This window comes from Methanomethylovorans sp., assembly GCF_050177135.1.
Classification (GTDB): Archaea; Halobacteriota; Methanosarcinia; order Methanosarcinales; family Methanosarcinaceae; genus Methanomethylovorans.
On the sequence record NZ_JBFXHJ010000007.1, the window covers coordinates 1 to 18,834 of the forward strand.

14 protein-coding genes are annotated in these 18,834 nt (G+C 45.6%); 5 read left to right on the forward strand and 9 right to left on the reverse strand.

Annotated features, from left to right (window positions below):
* Positions 1-577: 577 nt before the first annotated feature.
* Positions 578-1,006 carry a nucleoside 2-deoxyribosyltransferase gene (locus AB7U21_RS01255; RefSeq protein ID WP_428386544.1) on the forward strand — a complete coding sequence of 143 codons (429 nt, stop codon included), beginning with the start codon at positions 578-580 and terminating at the stop codon, positions 1,004-1,006.
* A gap of 176 nt (positions 1,007-1,182) precedes the next feature.
* Here the strand turns inward: AB7U21_RS01255 and AB7U21_RS01260 are convergent, their stop codons facing one another.
* Together AB7U21_RS01260 and AB7U21_RS01265 are read right to left on the reverse strand one after the other, a co-directional pair.
* The gene (locus tag AB7U21_RS01260) at positions 1,183-1,788 is read right to left on the reverse strand and encodes a TIGR00296 family protein (RefSeq protein ID WP_428386546.1); all 606 of its coding nucleotides are present in this window, start codon (positions 1,786-1,788) and stop codon (positions 1,183-1,185) included.
* A 30-nt stretch (positions 1,789-1,818) separates the two neighbouring features.
* On the reverse strand, positions 1,819-3,081 hold the full coding sequence (locus tag AB7U21_RS01265) for a phosphoglycerate kinase (RefSeq protein ID WP_428386576.1): 1,263 nt from the start codon (positions 3,079-3,081) through the stop codon (positions 1,819-1,821).
* 168 nt (positions 3,082-3,249) lie between these two features.
* Between AB7U21_RS01265 and AB7U21_RS01270 the strand changes: the two genes are divergently transcribed.
* Both AB7U21_RS01270 and acs (AB7U21_RS01275) read left to right on the forward strand, forming a co-directional pair.
* On the forward strand, positions 3,250-3,810 hold the full coding sequence (locus AB7U21_RS01270) for a flavodoxin family protein (protein WP_333788278.1): 561 nt from the start codon (positions 3,250-3,252) through the stop codon (positions 3,808-3,810).
* Positions 3,811-4,070: 260 nt separating this feature from the next.
* Positions 4,071-6,017: an acetate--CoA ligase gene (acs, locus tag AB7U21_RS01275; RefSeq protein WP_428386549.1), complete on the forward strand. Its 1,947-nt coding sequence runs from the start codon at positions 4,071-4,073 to the stop codon at positions 6,015-6,017.
* A 12-nt stretch (positions 6,018-6,029) separates the two neighbouring features.
* Here acs (AB7U21_RS01275) and AB7U21_RS01280 read toward each other — a convergent pair whose 3' ends face one another.
* A complete protein-coding gene (locus AB7U21_RS01280; RefSeq protein WP_333788274.1) occupies positions 6,030-7,103 on the reverse strand; it encodes a phosphotransacetylase family protein in 1,074 nt (357 codons plus the stop codon).
* A gap of 72 nt (positions 7,104-7,175) precedes the next feature.
* Positions 7,176-9,266, reverse strand: coding sequence for an acetate--CoA ligase alpha subunit (gene acs, locus AB7U21_RS01285; protein ID WP_428386551.1), 2,091 nt, complete (start codon positions 9,264-9,266; stop codon positions 7,176-7,178).
* A 217-nt stretch (positions 9,267-9,483) separates the two neighbouring features.
* Here acs (AB7U21_RS01285) and AB7U21_RS01290 point away from each other — a divergent pair, with 217 nt between their 5' ends.
* Positions 9,484-11,181 carry a chloride channel protein gene (locus AB7U21_RS01290; protein WP_428386553.1) on the forward strand — a complete coding sequence of 566 codons (1,698 nt, stop codon included), beginning with the start codon at positions 9,484-9,486 and terminating at the stop codon, positions 11,179-11,181.
* Between the two features lie 74 nt (positions 11,182-11,255).
* On the opposite strand, the gene AB7U21_RS01295 is transcribed toward AB7U21_RS01290, so the two are convergent.
* The 4 genes from AB7U21_RS01295 to cgi121 form a co-directional block, all read right to left on the reverse strand.
* The gene (locus AB7U21_RS01295; protein WP_333788378.1) at positions 11,256-12,266 is read right to left on the reverse strand and encodes an arsenic resistance protein; all 1,011 of its coding nucleotides are present in this window, start codon (positions 12,264-12,266) and stop codon (positions 11,256-11,258) included.
* Between the two features lie 144 nt (positions 12,267-12,410).
* Positions 12,411-13,712 carry a tRNA (N(6)-L-threonylcarbamoyladenosine(37)-C(2))-methylthiotransferase gene (locus tag AB7U21_RS01300; protein WP_428386556.1) on the reverse strand — a complete coding sequence of 434 codons (1,302 nt, stop codon included), beginning with the start codon at positions 13,710-13,712 and terminating at the stop codon, positions 12,411-12,413.
* Between the two features lie 2 nt (positions 13,713-13,714).
* Positions 13,715-14,806: a class II fructose-bisphosphatase gene (glpX, locus tag AB7U21_RS01305; protein ID WP_333786902.1), complete on the reverse strand. Its 1,092-nt coding sequence runs from the start codon at positions 14,804-14,806 to the stop codon at positions 13,715-13,717.
* 106 nt (positions 14,807-14,912) lie between these two features.
* Positions 14,913-15,422: a KEOPS complex subunit Cgi121 gene (gene cgi121, locus AB7U21_RS01310; RefSeq protein WP_333786903.1), complete on the reverse strand. Its 510-nt coding sequence runs from the start codon at positions 15,420-15,422 to the stop codon at positions 14,913-14,915.
* Between the two features lie 279 nt (positions 15,423-15,701).
* Here cgi121 and leuS point away from each other — a divergent pair, with 279 nt between their 5' ends.
* A complete protein-coding gene (gene leuS, locus AB7U21_RS01315) occupies positions 15,702-18,590 on the forward strand; it encodes a leucine--tRNA ligase (RefSeq protein ID WP_333786904.1) in 2,889 nt (962 codons plus the stop codon).
* A 61-nt stretch (positions 18,591-18,651) separates the two neighbouring features.
* On the opposite strand, the gene AB7U21_RS01320 is transcribed toward leuS, so the two are convergent.
* A partial coding sequence (locus AB7U21_RS01320; protein ID WP_428386559.1) for a hypothetical protein occupies positions 18,652-18,834 on the reverse strand: 183 nt, incomplete at its 5' end.

Sequence of the window (18,834 nt, forward strand, 5' to 3'; positions counted from 1 at the left end):
TAAACAATACAAGTCCAAAACAAATTGATTTGTTTGATCTGATTTGCATTTATACCACCCACTCTGTAAATTAGAGCGGATTCCAAGCTATATTATCAAATAGTAATATGCAACCTAACTATTTAAACTTAATTAAAAAATATGAGAGATAATATTATAAATTTGCTTAGTTGTTCATTTAGGAGTAAATTCAGCATCAGATGAAAGCATACCAAAGGAGTTCCTGCTTATCTGATGCAGATATTCCTCCTGTATTTACCAGAACAATGGATATAGTTACACTTCAGACTAATCCATTGATCCGGCTCATACCAATACCACCAATGCACAGCTTAAAAGGCAGCGGAGCCTTTTTAGTTGCGCTATCATTTAACTATTAAAAAAGAGCAATATAATCAGGTAATATTTAAACATATGCAATAAATACAGCAATTAATAATATAATTTTAATAGAATCATAGACTTGTTATTTTTTAATTTATTAAAACCGGGATATTATATCCATTGAACCTTCCGGGTCATGTTTATCTATTAAGAACACTTAAAATAGAGATTCTGCTCCAGTAAGGATGATCATATGACACTCAAAAAGAAAATTTATCTTGCAGGACCTCTCTTTTCACACGCTGAAAGGGATTTCAATGTATATCTGCGTGACAGGCTTGTGGAAAAAGGTTTCTCAGTATTCCTGCCACAGGAAGATGGCAGTGATGATACAGAAACCAGGCTTGAACTGAGGCAGAAGAACATCTTTGAGAATGATGTGAAAGGCATCGATGATTGTGACATCGTGGTAGCAGTACTTGACGGGGGAAGTGATGCGGATTCCGGAACATCCTGGGAGATAGGTTATGCTTATGCAAAAGGTAAGAAACTTCTGGGCCTGCGCACGGATTTCAGGACTTTCGGTCCGGAAGGAAATGTCAACCTTATGATAGAGGTCTCGCTGGATGAACTTGAAAAAGATATAGAGGGGTTGCTCTCTTCACTGAAGAGATATTTATGAACAGTCTTACTTAATATTAGGTCTTTACAGAACTTCTGTGGGGATCATGTAAGGACTCCATACCGGATCCCAGACAAGTTCCACATCAACTTGATTGACATCTGGCATAGACCCTATATTTTATTCTATGTCCTTTACGATCGCAGCACCCGCGGGACAGTAAGGCTGGGTAAGGTTCACTCCTTCTTTTCAAAATGTTTTTCTACAACTTCGCCGTTGGGTTCAGTTTCTGAGAAGATCTGCCCTTCGAAAGAATAAACTTCAGCTCCCGTGAGCCAGGCATCGGGTTCCAGTCCTGCCTTCAGGCAGGTATGACTGAGAAAATCGATCTCATCCATATCGTTCTCAGGAGCCACCTGAGGCAGGAGAAGTCCCTGGCGATAACCTTTCTTCACAATAAGCCCATGCCTTCCGATCTCGATCTTTGAAGGCAGGTCCTTAGGTGCAACTTTTATTCGTTCGGGAGGGGTGAGAATGGTCACTTCAACCTCTACCTTATCGAACTCATCAATATGCAGAGGTGGAAAACGAGGATCCCGGAAAGCGGCGGATATGGCTGAGTCAGTGATAGCATACTTAAGTGTGGATTCAGGATACGGATGCCCAATGCACCCTCTGAGCATACCATTCTCCGTAAGCGTAACGAACACACCTCTTTTTTCGTCAAATACCTTAGGAAGCTCCGTTTCAGAGCCGTCTATCATCTTTCCTGTACGGAAATACGTCCCTATGGTATTTCTTGCAAGCTGCACAGCTATTCTTCCCTCATTTTCCGTTAGCATGACTTCCCCCCTTTTACGACCATATACATCTTATTTATGAAGTTTACGTGTGATAGCAGTTTCTTTCAGGGCCACGACACCTGGTAACTTCTCTCCTGCAAGATAATCTATACATGCACCACCGCCTGTGCTCAGATGTGAGAACTGGTCCTCAAAACCCAGGTTGCGGATCTCAGCAGAGATATGGCCGCCGCCAGCTATGGAATATTCCGAATGGACAGCAGCTTTTATGATCTCATGCGTGCCCAGTGCGAATTCAGCCATTTCGGAGAGCCCGGCAGGACCATTGAGAACGACAGTTTTTGCATTCTTGATCTCATTGGAGAAAGCTACTATCGTTTCAAGACCAAGATCATAAATAGGCAAGTTGCCATTGGGCAGTTCTTCGACCTGTACCTCTACGCGTTTACCGTTCTCGCTCAGAGCCACATCTACGGGCAGGGAAACCTTCCCATTGAATTTTTCAAGCACTTTCCTGGCCTTTCCGATCTGCTCGGCATATCCCTGGGATTCTATGAAATCCATGTTGGCTTTACCAATATCCACACCCGAGGCTGCAAGCATCACATTTGCAACCACACCGGTAACAAGGACCTTGTCAGCACCACCGTTGGTGAGCACGTTCTCTGCAACTTTCAGAGAATCATCCACCTTTGCACCGCCCAGCACAAAGATACACGGGCGTGAACCACCTTTTATACCCCTGTCCAGAGAAAGGACCTCTTTTTCCATGACCCTCCCCGCACCTGTAGGGAGAACTTCAGTGAATCCTAATATGGAAAGATGAGCTCTGTGGGATACAGCAAAAGCATCGTTCAGAAAAATATCTACATATGGCAGAAGTTTTTTAACCAAATGAGATCTTGCATGTTCTGCTGCAGTCCTTTCCATGGACTCTTCAGAATAGAACCTTACATTCTCCAGCAGGATGACATCGCCATTTTTCATCGCAGAGATGCTGTTCCTTGCACATGTGCCGAAAATATCGTCCACATATTTCACTTCACGGCCCAGATACTGGGACATCCGGGCAGCATGTGCCTTCATAGTAGTGAAGTCCTTTTTGCCAGGCCTGCTCTGGTGAGCCAGCAGCACCACCTTGGCCTCATGCAGGTCAACCAAAGTGGGGATATGGCTTTTGATGCGCATATCGTCCAGGATGTTTCCTTCCGGGTCCATAGGAGTGTTAATATCCACTCGTACCAGCACTGTTTTACCTTTCACGTCAAAATCATCTATAGTGAGGATATCCTTAGCTGACAAAATTCTATCACCGCTATCAGTAGTTAATATAATAACATTAAAGCACAGGATCTCGATGTATATATATCTGATATATGAAACATCGAAATAGAATTATAATTGGATTTATTCTTATATTTATCCTTCTGGCATGCCATGAACACTGCCACCAAAAGCAAAAGATAATAAATCCAGTCGTATTTCACATGCATGATAGATATGAAGATATTAGGCATCTCCGCAAGCCCCGTCAAAGGTGGCAACAACGACAAGCTGATAGATAAGGTACTTGGGATCGCAAAAAGCCGGGGCTTTGAAGTTGATAGTGTGCTTATGTCATCATCAAAGATAGCGCCATGCACCGCATGTGGGATATGCAGGGACGAGGATATGTGCCCCATTGATGATGATATGCAAGAAGTGTACAGGAAACTGAAAGAAACAGACGCCATCATCGTTTCATCTCCGGTATATTTCGGCTCAGTTACGGCCCAGGTCAAAGCCTTGTTCGACCGCAGCGTACTGCACAGGAGACAGGGATTCCAGTTAAAGAACAAAGTAGGTGCAGCCTTAGCAGTGGGAGGATCACGCAACGGCGGGCAGGAAAAGACCATCCAGACAATCCATGACTGGATGCACATACATGGAATGATCGTAGTAGGTGATGGGGGACACTTCGGAGGTATTCTGCAAAAGCCTGCCCTTGAAGATGCAGAAGGCATGCAGACAGCCATTGACACCATCAACAAAATGTGCGATGTGCTGGAAAGAATGAAGTAACATAATTTTTGCTTATTCTGGTTTTGTAGAAATCGTCATGCTACAATCTCACCTGTAGGCAGATGCAACCACAGAGTTCACGGAGATGGATAACTATTCTCATTCTCTGTGTTCTCTGTGAACTCAGTGGTTAAAACATAATGTGCATGTTTTCTATAGAGCCTATTTTTATTTTCCAGACCTCTTGTGCTGCCACAGCAAACTATTTCAGCCATCCACTCCAATAAAAAAATAAGAACAACAACTGTGTGGTGTGGAAAATGGGAGTGAACACGAACAAGGAAGAACACACGAGTGGAGAGTTTACACCTTCACTGGATTTTTCAGGCAATGCAAACATCAATGATCCTGATGTCTATCAGAAAGCCTCCTGTTACCTTGAAGGATTCTGGGGCGAACTTGCACATGAGATCCACTGGTTCAGAGAATGGGACAAAGTACTTGACTGGCATCCACCCCATGCACAATGGTTCGCAGGAGGGAAACTTAACGCCTGCTACAACTGTCTGGATGTGCACATGGAAAAACGGGCTGATAAAACGGCCATCATCTGGGAAGGGGAGATGGGAGAGGTCAGGACATATACCTACAGGCAACTTCTGGAAGAAACCTGCCGCTGTGCCAACGCCCTGAAAGAACTGGGTGTAAGAAAAGGGGATATTGTAACCATTTACCTGCCCATGATACCCGAGGTAGTCATAGCCATGCTGGCCTGTGCAAGGATAGGCGCACCCCACAATGTGGTCTTTGCAGCTTTCTCCGGTGAAGCTCTCTTCACCAGAATAGGAGACTCCCATAGCAGGTTCATCATCACCTGTGACGGATATTATCGCAGGGGCAGCGTGGTGGAACAGAAAAAGAAGACCGACAGAGGTGCACAGATGTGCCAGTGCATCGAAAAGGTGCTCGTGGTAAAGCAGGCAGGCAATGAGATGGAACTGTATCCGGAGAGGGATCTGTGGTGGCACGAACTAATAGAAAACGAAAGCTCTGTGTGCGAGGCCGAACCTATGGACGCAGAGGACATGCTCTTTCTGATGTACACCAGCGGTACCACCGGCAGGCCCAAAGGCATTGTACATACCACCGGCGGCTATATGGTAGGCACGCATATCACAACTAAATGGATATTCGACCTCAAGGAAGATGACATTTACTGGTGCACAGCTGACTGCGGCTGGATCACTGGCCATTCATATCTCGTATACGGACCTCTATCCAATGGTGCCACGCTGCTAATGTATGAAGGAGCACCTGATTTTTCGGAGAAGGACAGATGGTGGGACCTTATCGAAAGGCACAAAGTGACCATACTCTACACCGCACCTACAGCCATCAGGACTTTCATGAAATGGGGTGCGGAATGGCCGGAAAAGCATGATCTTTCCACCCTGCGCCTGCTGGGAAGCGTGGGAGAGGCCATCAATCCGGGAGCATGGCTCTGGTACCATGAGCATATCGGACATGGGAGATGTCCCATTGTCGATACCTGGTGGCAGACAGAAACAGGCATGGTGCTCATTACTCCCTTGCCCGGTATCACCACACTCAAGCCCGGCAGCGCTACAAGACCCTTCCCGGGGATCGAGGCAGTTGTTCTCGATGAAGCAGGCAATGAAGTGTCCAGAGGAACGGATGGCCTGCTGGCGATAAAAAAACCCTGGCCCAGCATGGTACGTACCATATTCAACGACGAGGCACGGTTCAAAGAGACATACTGGAGCAAATGGGATGGGAAGACCTATTTTGCAGGGGATGGCGCAAAACAGGATGATGATGGTTATTTCTGGATAACCGGACGTGTGGATGATGTCATTAAAGTAGCTGCACACCGGATAGGCACTGCAGAAGTAGAAAGCATATTGGTATCACACCCCGCAGTCGCAGAATCGGCTGTTGTGGGAAAGCTGGACGAGCTCAAAGGAGAGGTTATCTATTGTTACGTCATACTTCGTTCAGGAGTGGAAGCCACTGAAGAACTCAGGAAAGAACTGGTCAACCATGTGGCTCTGAACATTGGCCCTATTGCAAGACCAAAACAGATCATATTCACAGATGAACTTCCTAAGACAAGGAGCGGTAAGATAATGCGCCGTGTGCTCAAGGCCATTGTCAATGAAGGGAATACTGGTGATGTGACAACGCTGCAGAATCCAGACATTGTAGAAATACTCCGGCAGAGGACAAAAGAAGTAGAAAATGCGTGACGGAATAAGGACTTATTTTATAAGTCCCATTTCCGAAATCAAGCCCTCAAGATCCACATACTCTTTGATGAGGTCTACGATCCTTTTTATTTTCACTTCCTGTTTTATACGCGCATGTCCAATGAGGTTCTCCATCTTTTCGATGGTGCTCATGGTATCGCCCCTTACAAGAACTACAGGAATATTGGCCTCTTCTGCACTCCCCAATACCGCTCCACTGGGACGCAGATTACCTGTAAGCACCAGACACTTTACTTTGGCCTCAATGGCAGCCATCTGTATATCAGAACGATCGCCACCTGTGATCACAGCTGCGTTTGGCATACGTCTGAAGTATTTTATAGCTGAACCAACTTCCATGGCTCCCACCAGATAGTGCTCCACCAGATCTTCCATATGGCTTGCACCTACCAGCACCTCTGCATTAAGATCCTCTACGATCTCAGCTACTGATACAGAGCGCAGCATATGGTCTTCCGGAATTACCCCGAACACCTTAATGCCTTTTTTCTCAAGGAAAGGTACTACCAGATGGGAAACTTGTTCCAGTTTATCCGGTGAGACCTCATTAAGTATTATACCTGCAAGGATCTCTGTGTTCTGGATTATACGCAGATCACACAGGATCCGGTCAACAGCCTGGGCAGAATCATATCTTGTGATGAGCAATATCTTAGTATCAAGCTTAGTGGCTACCTCCGGGTCGGAGAGATTGTACATAGCTCCTCCGCCTATGCCGCCGGCTCCTTCAAGTAGCACAACATCCCTGCCCTTTGACACTTTTTCATAAGCTTCCTTCAATCTCGAATCGAGCCCTTTCTCCACTCCCATGAGAGCATCATCCGTGAGGTTCTCCGTAAGCAAAATGGGAGTAATGGAACTCATATCGTCCTGTAATCCCAATAACTTCCTTATGCCCTGAGCATCCTCATCTGCAAGTGATCCATTGACATCTATGAGCAAATTGCCAATGGGCTTCATGTATCCTACTTTGTAACCCCTCTCTTTAAGGAGCACTCCAATACCCAGGCACAGAGAACTTTTTCCTGAGTACTGTTCCGATGAACTTACCAGCATTGAAGCCATGATCTCCCTCCTAATACACTTTAACAGCAACTATTCGATTATTTTTTATTAAGATCATCTAACACCATATTCTTATTCGTTCTTTAAAGTCATCCTGACATCCATGGCAAGGCAGCCTTTGCCTTCGGGCATGACCATAAGAGGATTTATCTCAAATTCCGTCAGGCATGGGAAGTCCATCACAAGCTGTGACACCTTGAGCAAAGTATCGATCATAGCCTTGATATCTGAAGGTGTTTCACCTCTTACGCCAGCTATCAGTGGATATGTCTTGATAGAAGCTATCATGTGCTGAGCTTCCTTATCGTTGATAGGAGCTACAGCAAAAGATACATCCTTGAGGAATTCTACATATACACCTCCCAACCCGAACATCAGAAGCGGACCAAACTGAGGGTCACGGTCCATGCCTATGATCACCTCTTTACCACCTGTGACCATCTGCTGCACCTGCACACCTGTTATCTGGGCATTGGGCATGTAATGTTTAACATCCGACATCATGGTCAGATAAGCACGTTCCACATCCTCTGCATTCCTCAGATTGAGCTTGATACCACCCACATCCGTCTTATGGGAAATATCAGGAGATATGATCTTCATCACTACCGGGTAACCCATTTCCTCGCATGCATGGATAGCTTCGGACAGATTAGCTGCCATTCTCGACCTTACCACGGGGATCCCATAAGCTTCAAGCAGTCCCATGGATTCAAGACCCAGAGTTCTCCTTCCGCTGGCAATAGCATCATCTATGATCTTTTGTGCGGCTTCCCTGTCAGATGCCATCAAATGTGGCGCATTGTATTCCTTTACCTTTATGGAACTGTGATCACACAATGCTTTCAGGCTGGCAACTGCCCTTTCGGAAGAAGGATAATTCGGTATGCCATGCTTGTTCAAAAGTTCCTCGCCTGCAGCAATGCGCGTTCCACCTGCGAGGTTGCACAGGATGGGTTTGTCCGAAGTCTTGATAATTTTGATCAGAGACTGGGCGATAGCAGGCACATCGGTCATAGCCTGAGGAGAAACAAGTACGATTATACCGTCCACATTAGGATCGGCCAAAAGAACTTCTAAAGCGTGTTCATACAACTGTGGGCCGGCATCTCCCAGCACATCCACCGGATTGTACAGACCAGCTGCTTCGGGAAGTTTCTCCCTCAATTTAGTAATGGTCTCTTCCTCAAAAGAGGTTATTGAAAGCCCAATGCTATAGCACGCATCAGCAGTAAGTATACCGAGTCCTCCTGCATTGGTGAGAATTGCAACTTTTCTGCCCCGTGGCAAAGGATATGTGGAAAAAGCCCTGCTGTAGTCCAGCATCTCTTCCAGAGAATCGGCCCTTATAATACCGCTCTGCCTGAAGGCTGCGTTATATGCGGCATCAGAACCTGCAAGAGTACCCGTATGTGAGGACACGGCCCTGGAACCCACAGCCGTACGACCCGATTTCACTACTATTACAGGTTTTTCCCTGGTCACATTCCTTGCAACTTCCATGAAACGCGGACCATCCTTCACACCTTCCAGATACGCAGCTATCACAGCTGTGGACTCATCTTTTCTGAACAGTTCAAGAAAATCATTCTCTGCAAGGTCGGCTTTGTTCCCAAGACTTATGAACTTGGAAAATCCCACCCCTGTCCTGTCTGCCCAATCCAGAGTCACGGTACAGATGGCTCCTGACTGGGACATCATAGCTATATTCCCTGGAAAGGCCATGGACGCGGCAAATGACGCATTGAGCGAAGAAGAAGTGTCGATGATTCCCAGACAATTCGGACCGACCATCCTTATGCCATATTTTCCAGCAATGGCTGTGATCTCTCTCTCCAGCCTTGCACCTTCCAGACTGGCCTCCTTAAAACCTGCAGATATCACAACGACATAACTTATACCTGCCTGTCCACATTTCTCCATTGCAGAAGGAACTGCAGCCGCAGGTACCACTATAACTGCAAGATCGATCTTTTCTGGCACATCAAGAACATCGGCATAACATTTTAGCCCTAAGATCTCAGTGACGTTCGGATTGATAGGAATGACCTTATGACCGGCTCCCTGCAGGAGATTCTTTAGTACAGCATGGCCGACCTTACCTTCTGTGCGGGATGCCCCAATGACTGCAATAACATCCGGATCGAACAATTTATCGAGCATATCTTCTCCTGACCATGTATATTATTTTATATGGAATAATAATAGATAAGGTTAAGGGAAGGCAAAAAGGGAAGTATTATATTATATAAAATATGATTTATTTAATATAAAATGTGCCTGGTGTTCCTAATTATAATAGCATAGGATTTTAGTGAGAAATAAAAGAATGGAAATTTTGTATCTGAATGAACTATTGCAGCATCAAATACAGAAAATTATGCAATGGTTGAACAGTGAATCTGTTTTTTCAAACTCACTTGCAGTTATAGTAGGAGTATTGACAGGCATAGTGATCGTACTGTACGACCATGCACTTAAATTAAGCTCCCAATTGTTCTTCGAGCCTGCACACGGCATCCAGCATTACCATGTAATATTAATACCTGCCATAGGAGGACTGCTGGTGGGTATAATTTCCCACAGGTTCATGAAAAAGAAACGATACAGCATAGAGAATGTAATAGAATCGGCTACTCTGTACGGAGGAAAAATGCAACCCAGAACCGTGTTCCTGGAAGTGCTATCCTCTGTGATATCCCTTGGCTCGGGAGCCTCTGTAGGAAAAGAGGCTCCTGTGGTGCTGGCTGGTGCAGGTATTGGCTCCACTTTTGCCCAGATGCTTAAAATGAGAGGAAACAGACTGAAAATATTACTGGGATGTGGTGCCTCTGGGGGTATTGCCGCAGCATTCAATGCGCCTCTTGCCGGGGTTGTGTTCTCAGTAGAAGTGATCCTGGGAGAGCTTGAAGCTGCAACGCTGGTCCCGATTGTCATATCTGCGGTCTTTGCAACTCTTGTCTCCAATGTTATATTTGGGGTACGGCCTATACAGATCTCAGATTATCAGCTTATAAGCCCTGTACACGAATCTGTCCTCTACCTCGTTCTTGGATTACTTGCCGGACTTATATCAGTGATACTCATGCGTTCACTTTACAAATGCAGGGACCTTTTCAATGCGCTCAACATACATCCCATAACAAAACCTGCTGTAGGGGGCCTTTTTGTGGGAATGATAGGATATTTCTACCCACAAATATTCGGCGTTGGCTATGATACCATAAGCCAGGTACTGGAGAATGAGATCACGTTCAACATATTATTGGTCCTGCTGATCCTGAAAATTATTGCATTTTCCCTTAGCCTGGGTTCAGGTGGGTCAGGAGGGTCCTTTGTACCTGCCCTGTTCATTGGCTCTATGCTTGGAGGAGCTTACGGGTTCATTGTCAACGGTCTTTTTCCGGGGGTCACGTCCGAGCCCGGAGCTTATGCACTGGCTGGCATGGGAGCAGTTTTCACCGGGATCAGCCGGGCACCGCTTACTGCAATACTTGTCCTGTTCGAACTTACAAGGAATTATGGTCTGGTCCTTCCCATTATGCTTGCATGCGTGTTAAGCAATCTTGTTTCAAGTGCCCTCCATCCGGAATCCATTTTTACCGAATCGCTGCGCAGGCGAGGATTTACCATAAGGAAAGGCAAGGAAGTGGACATAATGGAATCATTGAAAGTTGCGGATGCCATGAAAAGAGAAGTGCAGACCATTTCAGTGAACAAGAAGGTAGAAGCTCTCATCGCTCTGATGCAATCCAGCCGTCATGCGGGATTTCCAGTGCTGGACCCGGAAGGCAGGCTGTGGGGTATCGTGACCCTGAAGGACATCAGGGACAAGGTGAAGCAAGGAGAACTTGACAAGACCATCGGTGAGATCGCCACTTCCAATTTGATCGTTGCATATCCCGACGAATCTTTGAACACTGTGCTGCAGCGCCTTGCCACAAAAGACATAGGAAGGCTTCCCGTTGTATCAAGGGAGGACAGCAGAAAAATACTTGGAATTATCACGCGCAGTGATATCGTAAAACTATATGATAAGGCGATCGTGGAAAGGATGAAGTACAGGTCCGACCAATAACTCATGCTGGATAAAGACCGGAATGTTAAGACATCAGGCCTCTTCATCAGCATTCTTCATTATCATATAACTGACTATAATTCATGTGCAACTTCGATCTTCACGTAACTATCGTCACTGGTTATCCACCTTTTCCTGATCAAAAGCAAAGTATTGGACATGATACCCAGAACAGGCAGCTCTATCAAAGGACCGATCACCAATGCCAATGCTATCAGGGGTTCTTCAGGAAAGGCCATGAGTGCAATTGCCAGCACTATAGGAGAATTGCGTGCAAGGGTTGTCAGGTTAAGGCTTGCAGTATCCTGGTAGGAAAAACGAAGAAACTGTCCAACCATTTGTCCTGTAATGAACACAATTACAAAGAATAACAATACCGGGGTTATGAGCTTGAGCAGTACCAGAGGGTTTTGAACTAGCTGCTCTCCCTGTGAAGCGAACATGGCGATAATGGCGAGATTCAAAAAGGAGAACTGCAAGTGGTCAAGCTTTGGAAAGATCCTTTTTTCAAGCCAGTATTCACCTTTTATTTCTGGAATGGTCATCTTTGTTAAAAGAGATATGAAGAAGGGAATAAATAGTACAAGAAACACACTTTCGAGCAGCAGGCCAGAATCAATGGTTGCAATGGTGCCTGCGAAGATCAGCAAATACACTGGCAACAATAGCAACTGAAGGATAAGGTTCATGGGAAGGATGGATGCAGAAAGCGGAACATTACCACGTGCAATGCCTGTAAAGAGCAGGTACCAGTCAGTACAGGGAGTGACCATCAGCATAATGAAACCAATCCATAAGGCGGGCGTATCTCCTAAAAATAAATACCCCAGTACAAAGGCAAGCAGTGGATTGAATATAAAATTCATGCTCCCGCTTACAGCAGCGAACTTCCAGTTCTTAAAAGAATTCCTCAGTTGATTAAGAGGGACCTGTAAAAAGATCCCGTATAGCATAACCATTAGGAAAGGGACAATAAAAAGAGCCGCGTAATTCTGGATGATCGTGATTTGCCCCAGGATCAATCCAAAACCCACTGATCCCAATATGAAAAGAGATTGGTATTTTTCAACGGAACCTATTTTCATCCCACCCAGTTAATTTGGAAATTGGCTACGCTTGGATACATTATACCTTCACAATTGAGAATCTAATTTAATTGTCTCCTACATAGATCTATTTGTATTTGTCGGTTTTGAATTTGGAAATAGTTTCTATATTTGTGGATAATTTCAGTTAATTACCCTTCCCAGAAAATAACCCGGGGTCGCATCGAAGATCTCAACATCACAAAAGCTCCCGGGGACAGCTGATGATTCCGGAATGACCACAGGCTTATAGGATGCTGTACGGGCCATAAGACCTTTTACCTTGGCCTCTTTGGAAATAAAGACCCTGCCTTGCCAGCCCATCATACTCTTCCTGACACCTATTTTGACTTCTTCGCATACAGCGTGCAGTTCATTGGAGCGCTGTGCAACGATGCGTGAATCAATGTTACGGTATTCAAGGGCCTTTGTATGCGGGCGGGGAGTGTACCTGGAAATGTTCACCTTTTCAGGTTTCTGCTTTTTTACCCATTCAACAGTTTGTATGAAATCATCATCTTGCTCTCCGGGAAAACCAACTATTATATCAGTGAATAGAGTAAGGTCATCAAAACGGTCCCTAAAACTGTTTATAATAAGATCGGCCTCTTCTATGGAATGGAACCTGTTCATCCTTTTCAGCACATTGTCAGATGCTGATTGCACAGGCAAGTGAACGAGCTTGTAGATCTTATCGTTCTCAAAAGCATCCAACAACTCTTCCAGTATGGGAAGCACAGAAAAAGGATTCATCATTCCCACACGGACCTTGAAATCGCCTGGTATATCACATATCCTCTCAAGCAGCTGAGGAAGCCTGAAATCTAGATCCGTACCGTATTGGGCATTGTCCTGTGAAGTGAGCCATATTTCCCTGCAGCCATCATCAACGCCCTGTTCGATATCTTTTACAATGGAATCCGGATGGAAAGACCTGAGCGGACCTCTGACGAACCTGACAATGCAATAGGAGCAAGCGTTATTACATCCCTGGGAAAGCTGACAGATGTGGATATTGGAGTTGAACCGCAACCTAGGAACATTGATAAAACCTTCAGGTTCATGAGAAAACACATGCAGAGCTTGCCGGGAAGTACTTTGCGAACAGATGTCGGGTGGAGCTATGGAATTTAGCACCTCCCCTATCCTTGATATTGAGTTCACTCCCAAAATATGAGCATCGGGATTGTTACGGATGATGTCCTCAAGCTGTACTTCAGGCATACATCCGGCTACCACCACTTCGATGCCTTTTTCCCCCAGTTCCCTGATCTTATGCAGGATCTTCTGTTCAGTGGAATACTTGACAGTGCAGGTGTTGAGCACTACTACATCAGCATGCTTCTCAGATACCAGTTCATGTCCCAGGTTCCTGATGGTCGCCATCATGACCTCTGCAGAAGCCTGGTTTGCCGAACAGCCAAATGTCGATACGTGCACTTTCATTATTAAACGAAACGCAGAGGAGTGGTCTCTTTGTCATGTATGTATATGGTATCTGTAAATTTCACCACACCGGAACTGCCCATGGTCAGGCTGTGTACCCTTGCATCGCCTTCTCCAAAAAGGTTCACACCTTTCAGGATAGTACCGGGGGTGACACCGGTTGCTGAGAATATCACATCGTTGCCGGGAACAAGCTGGTTAGTGTCAAGCACATCATCCATGTTCTTTTCCGTGATGCCCATCTTCTCAAGTCTTGGCATCTTTTCAGCTTTCTCTTTAGCTATAGCTTCCTCGGATTTACCATTGGCCACAGTAGGCAGCACAAGCCTTGCAAGGATCTTACCACCCAGGATCTTCATAGCAGCAGCAGTAAGCACTGCCTCTCCGGAACCTCCGGCACCCATTACCACATGGACCCCTGAACCACGTATGGCTGTGGCAACCCCTGGCATCAGATCGCCATCTGTGATCAGGTTCACCCTGGCACCAGTCTCCCGGATCTCTTTTATTTTTGCCTCATGCCTTGGCCTGTCGAGGATCACGACCACCAGTTCATCGATATTACGGTTAAGTGCTTTGGCCACTATTTCCAGATTATCTCTGACAGGAGCATCCAGGTTAATGCTATCTTCCGGATGCTTCCGTTCATACTTAACCACTTCCGGACCCACCACTATCTTGTCCATGTAGATGTCAGGTCCGTGGAAAAGGCCACCTCTTTCTGCCATTGCCATCACGGAGATGGCACCCGGAGTACCATTTGCTGCCAGATTGGTACCTTCAAGAGGGTCCACAGCAATGTCCACTTCAAGATCGCCTTCCCAGGTCCCAACATGTTCGCCTATGTACAGCATCGGGGCTTCATCCCTTTCCCCTTCACCGATCTTTATGATCCCTTTCATGTCAAGGTAATTGAGAGTCCGGCGCATGGCTTCCACTGAAACCTGGTCAGCATAATGCTTGTCTCCTCTACCCATCTGATAAGATGCTGCTATTGCTGCTGCTTCCGTAACATGTAGAAGTCTTGGCAACAGGGCGGATTCTATAGGACCTGCGCACTTGATCATTGCTTCTGCTGTTTTCTTATGTGACATGAGTTCAAACTCTCCCGTAATAATATCTATAATCGTATGATATGTTATTGGCTTAATTAATAATGGCAAGTTTACTGACCGGTCATATATTATTATTTCGTAGATATCACTTCAATACATCCACAAGTGCCACTCGCTCGATGACAAGCTCCGGGACCATTTGCTCACCCACAACTTCGATCTCATCTGCAGTGATGCCGAACTGCATGATCATTTCGTCTCTCTTGGACGGCAGATACGCAATGACATCTGCTGGCACAACCATCTGTCCGAGCATGTCCACACATGGTGGAACAGAACATGCCTCACCCATTACAATAAAAACTACATTGTTCTGGCCTTGGTGGACACCTATGGAGAACGCTTCCCCGATCTGACGTTTTCCTGATGCATAGCGCATAATCTCAATACCCACATCCTTTGCAGCATTTCTTTCCTGTTCGAACGCCCTGAGAGCTTTTGCTACAGCAAACTTCAAATGATTTTCACCTGCTATTTTATCCGCATTCATAGACTGAACTATGCAACCAGTTGCCTTTGATAGGTCCCCTATTGTCCTGAGAAAAGACTTCAGATCTTCTATGAATATGCGACCACTTACGAACTCAACGTGCATGGAACTAAATTCAATTCTTTAAGAATAAGCATAACGGTATGATGTGAATACAGTAAAAAAAGAAGTATTTTACTGAACTGTATTCTATTGAACCCATTTCCATTGATCAGAAAAGAGATTAGCAAGGGATCTGTCTGCTGAATGGACCATTCAAAAGAGTAGACTTTATGTGGATGTAAGTTATTTAGGTGTTAATCAAGATATAAATAAGGCATCAATGGTCCCAGAAGGGATCACTGGATGAATGCATAATAACAGGTATACCGGAAAGGCGTAACCATGGAACAGGATTACATACCGTGCGAGATAGAAAGAAAATGGCAGAAGACATGGGATGATACAAAGGTCTTCCAGCCTGAGCCAGATGAGAGAAAAAAGTTCTTTATTACAATACCCTACCCCTATCTCAACGGTAATTTACACGCAGGACACACCCGGACCTTTACCATAGGAGACGTCATAGCACGATATAAACGGATGCAGGGATATAATGTGCTTTTCCCTATGGGCTTCCATGTCACAGGAACACCTATCGTAGGTCTTGCCGAGCTGATAGCCAACCGCGATCCTCAGACCATGAAGGTATATTCGCAGTTGCATGGCATACCTGCAGATATTCTGGAAACGCTGATCACTCCTGAGAAGATCGTGGAGTATTTCAGCAAAGAAGCTGAAAAGGCCATGCGTTCTATTGGTTATTCTATTGACTGGAGACGCAAGTTCACCACCACTGACCCAACTTATAAGAAGTTCATCGAATGGCAGTTCAACCTGTTGCACGAAAAAGGTCTCATTGTCAGGGGATCACATCCTGTTAAATGGTGTCCGAACGATAACAATCCTGTTGAGGACCATGATATCCTGCACGGGGAAGAAGCAACGATAGTTGATTATACTTTTGTCAAATTCCAGCATGATGGTGTTGTACTGCCTTGCGCTACCCTGCGTCCAGAAACTATTTTTGGTGTTACGAACCTCTGGATCAATCCTGATATAGAGCATGTCAAGATAAGGGTGGAAAAGGATGGAAGAACGGAGTTCTGGGTGGTAAGCAAAGAAGCTTACAGGAAGCTAACTTTCACTGACAGGAAAGTGGAATTCGTAGAGGATGTGCCATCTGCATCCCTCATAGGTATAAAGGTGAAGAACCCTCTCACAGGCAATGATGTCATTACATTGCCAGCCTCCTTCGTAAGGGGAGAGAATGGTAGTGGGATCGTGATGAGCGTGCCTGCCCACGCACCCTATGACTATCTTGCCCTGAAAGACCTTTACGATAAGGATCTCTCACAGTACGGGATCAGGGAAGACCTGCGCAATATAAAGCTAATTTCCCTGATAGCAGCTAAGGAATTCGGAGAATACCCTGCTGTAGAAGCCGTTCAACAGCTTGGTGTGAAGGACCAGAAAGATCCTAAAGCTGAAGAGGCGACAAAGATCGTTTACAGGAGAGAGTTCCATGGCGGTGTGCTCAAAGAGAACACCGGGAAATATGCCGGCATAGCAGTTTCCAAGATCAAGGACGTGCTCACCCAGGACCTTATAGGTCAGGGCATAGGAGAAATATTCTACGAGTTCAGCGAACCGGTGGTATGCCGCTGTGGAACGCCCTGTGTGGTCAACATGGTCGAAGGCCAGTGGTTCCTCAACTATTCGAATCCGGAATGGAAAGAAAAGGTATACAGATGTATTGAGAAGATGGAGATCATTCCTGAAGAATACAGGGTGGAGTTCAACAACAAGGTCGATTGGCTAAAGGACAAGGCCTGTGCAAGGAAAAAGGGACTTGGCACGCACCTGCCTTTTGATGATCAATGGCTCATTGAGTCGCTTGGTGATTCCACTATTTATATGACATACTACATCACCAACAAGTTCTTTTCCCGCGGTATCGGACCGGAACATCTCACCCCTCAACTTTTCGATTATGTGCTTCTGGGAAAGGGCAGTGTGCAGCAGGCAGCAGCAGCTACAGGCCTTGATGAACAACTCATAGCACAGATGAAAAGGGATATGGACTACTGGTATCCTGTGGACCTCAGGTCTTCAGGTAAAGACCTTGTACCCAATCACTTACTGTTTTTCCTTTTCCATCATGTAGCTATATTTGAAGAGAAGAAGTGGCCCCGGGCTCTTGCTGTCAATGGTTTTGTTTCCCTCGAGGGTCAAAAGATGAGCAAATCCAAAGGTCCGTTGCTCACTCTGAAGAACGCAGTAGATGAATATGGTGCTGATATCAGCCGTATGTACATCCTTTCCAGTGCCGAACAGACACAGGACGCAGACTGGAGGAACAGCGGGGTAGAAGCTGCAAAAAAACAGGTGGAAAGATTCTACTCCTTTGCCGGAGAGATCATTGAATCAGGTGCAGTATGTGGCATGTGCGGAGAACTGAAACTCATTGACAGGTGGATGCTTAGCCGTCTGCAACACCGCATCAGGGAAACTAACAATGATATGAGATCCCTGAGGACCCGCAGTGCCCTGCAAAATGCATTCTTCCTGCTACTTAATGATATCAAATGGTATCAAAAAAGAGGAGGCAGCAATCTACTCTATGATATGCTGGATACCTGGGTGCGTCTAATGGCACCATTCATGCCACATGTATGTGAAGAGATCTGGCAGGCATTGGGACATGAGGGGAATGACATTGTATCTCTTGCCCATTATCCTATCTTTGATCCGGAACTGTTAAACAACAATGCAGAACTTGCAGAGGAACTTGTGGACAACACACTGGAAGACATTGAAGAGATACTGAAGGTCACAAAGATGACCCCGCAGAAGATAGTGTTGTATACATCTGCAGCATGGAAAACAAAAGCTTTCCGGATGGCTCTTAAGATGCAAAGCGAAGGTACGCTTAACCCTGGTGTTCTGATCAAGGCTTTGATGGCAGAACCTGCCAACAGAGCGTATGGAAAAGAAATACCTAAGTTCGTACAGAAGATAGTTCCTGATATCAGCAGCATGAAATTGGAACGTTTGGAGATGTTCGATGGTTACGAACTGGATGAGCTTGCAATACTCAGAGAGAACCAGCAATTCTTTGAGAAAGAATTTAGCTGCACAGTAGAAGTTTACAGCGCGGATGAGCCCGGTTACGACCCTGAGAACAAGTCAAGGTTCGCTGTTCCCATGAGACCGGCTATCTATCTTGAATAAAACTACGGGACTGCGTGCTTGCAGTCCTTCTATGTTTTGATCGTATGCTGTGATTCCATGATCATTTTTTCTTCCGCAGATAGCTTGAGGCTATGAGCATTAGCAGTATACAAGTGATCGCATTGAAACCCGGTGCACTTCTCCCTGTGTCACTTCCAGATGACACATCCTCCACTGAGACTTCATCTTTCCCAAAGTTGATATTTGGCGATGCTTTTGCCCCCATATCCACAACAAATACTTC

What these genes read in the sequence shown, in the direction of transcription:
- AB7U21_RS01255 (WP_428386544.1), top strand. Translation starts at nt 578, where the DNA reads ATGACACTCAAAAAGAAAATTTATCTTGCAGGACCTCTCTTTTCACAC.
- AB7U21_RS01260 (WP_428386546.1), bottom strand. Translation starts at nt 1,788, where the DNA reads ATGCTAACGGAAAATGAGGGAAGAATAGCTGTGCAGCTTGCAAGAAAT.
- AB7U21_RS01270 (WP_333788278.1), top strand. Translation starts at nt 3,250, where the DNA reads ATGAAGATATTAGGCATCTCCGCAAGCCCCGTCAAAGGTGGCAACAAC.
- acs (WP_428386549.1), top strand. Translation starts at nt 4,071, where the DNA reads ATGGGAGTGAACACGAACAAGGAAGAACACACGAGTGGAGAGTTTACA.
- AB7U21_RS01280 (WP_333788274.1), bottom strand. Translation starts at nt 7,103, where the DNA reads ATGGCTTCAATGCTGGTAAGTTCATCGGAACAGTACTCAGGAAAAAGT.
- acs (WP_428386551.1), bottom strand. Translation starts at nt 9,266, where the DNA reads ATGCTCGATAAATTGTTCGATCCGGATGTTATTGCAGTCATTGGGGCA.
- AB7U21_RS01290 (WP_428386553.1), top strand. Translation starts at nt 9,484, where the DNA reads ATGCAATGGTTGAACAGTGAATCTGTTTTTTCAAACTCACTTGCAGTT.
- AB7U21_RS01295 (WP_333788378.1), bottom strand. Translation starts at nt 12,266, where the DNA reads ATGAAAATAGGTTCCGTTGAAAAATACCAATCTCTTTTCATATTGGGA.
- AB7U21_RS01300 (WP_428386556.1), bottom strand. Translation starts at nt 13,712, where the DNA reads ATGAAAGTGCACGTATCGACATTTGGCTGTTCGGCAAACCAGGCTTCT.
- glpX (WP_333786902.1), bottom strand. Translation starts at nt 14,806, where the DNA reads ATGTCACATAAGAAAACAGCAGAAGCAATGATCAAGTGCGCAGGTCCT.
- cgi121 (WP_333786903.1), bottom strand. Translation starts at nt 15,422, where the DNA reads ATGCACGTTGAGTTCGTAAGTGGTCGCATATTCATAGAAGATCTGAAG.
- leuS (WP_333786904.1), top strand. Translation starts at nt 15,702, where the DNA reads ATGGAACAGGATTACATACCGTGCGAGATAGAAAGAAAATGGCAGAAG.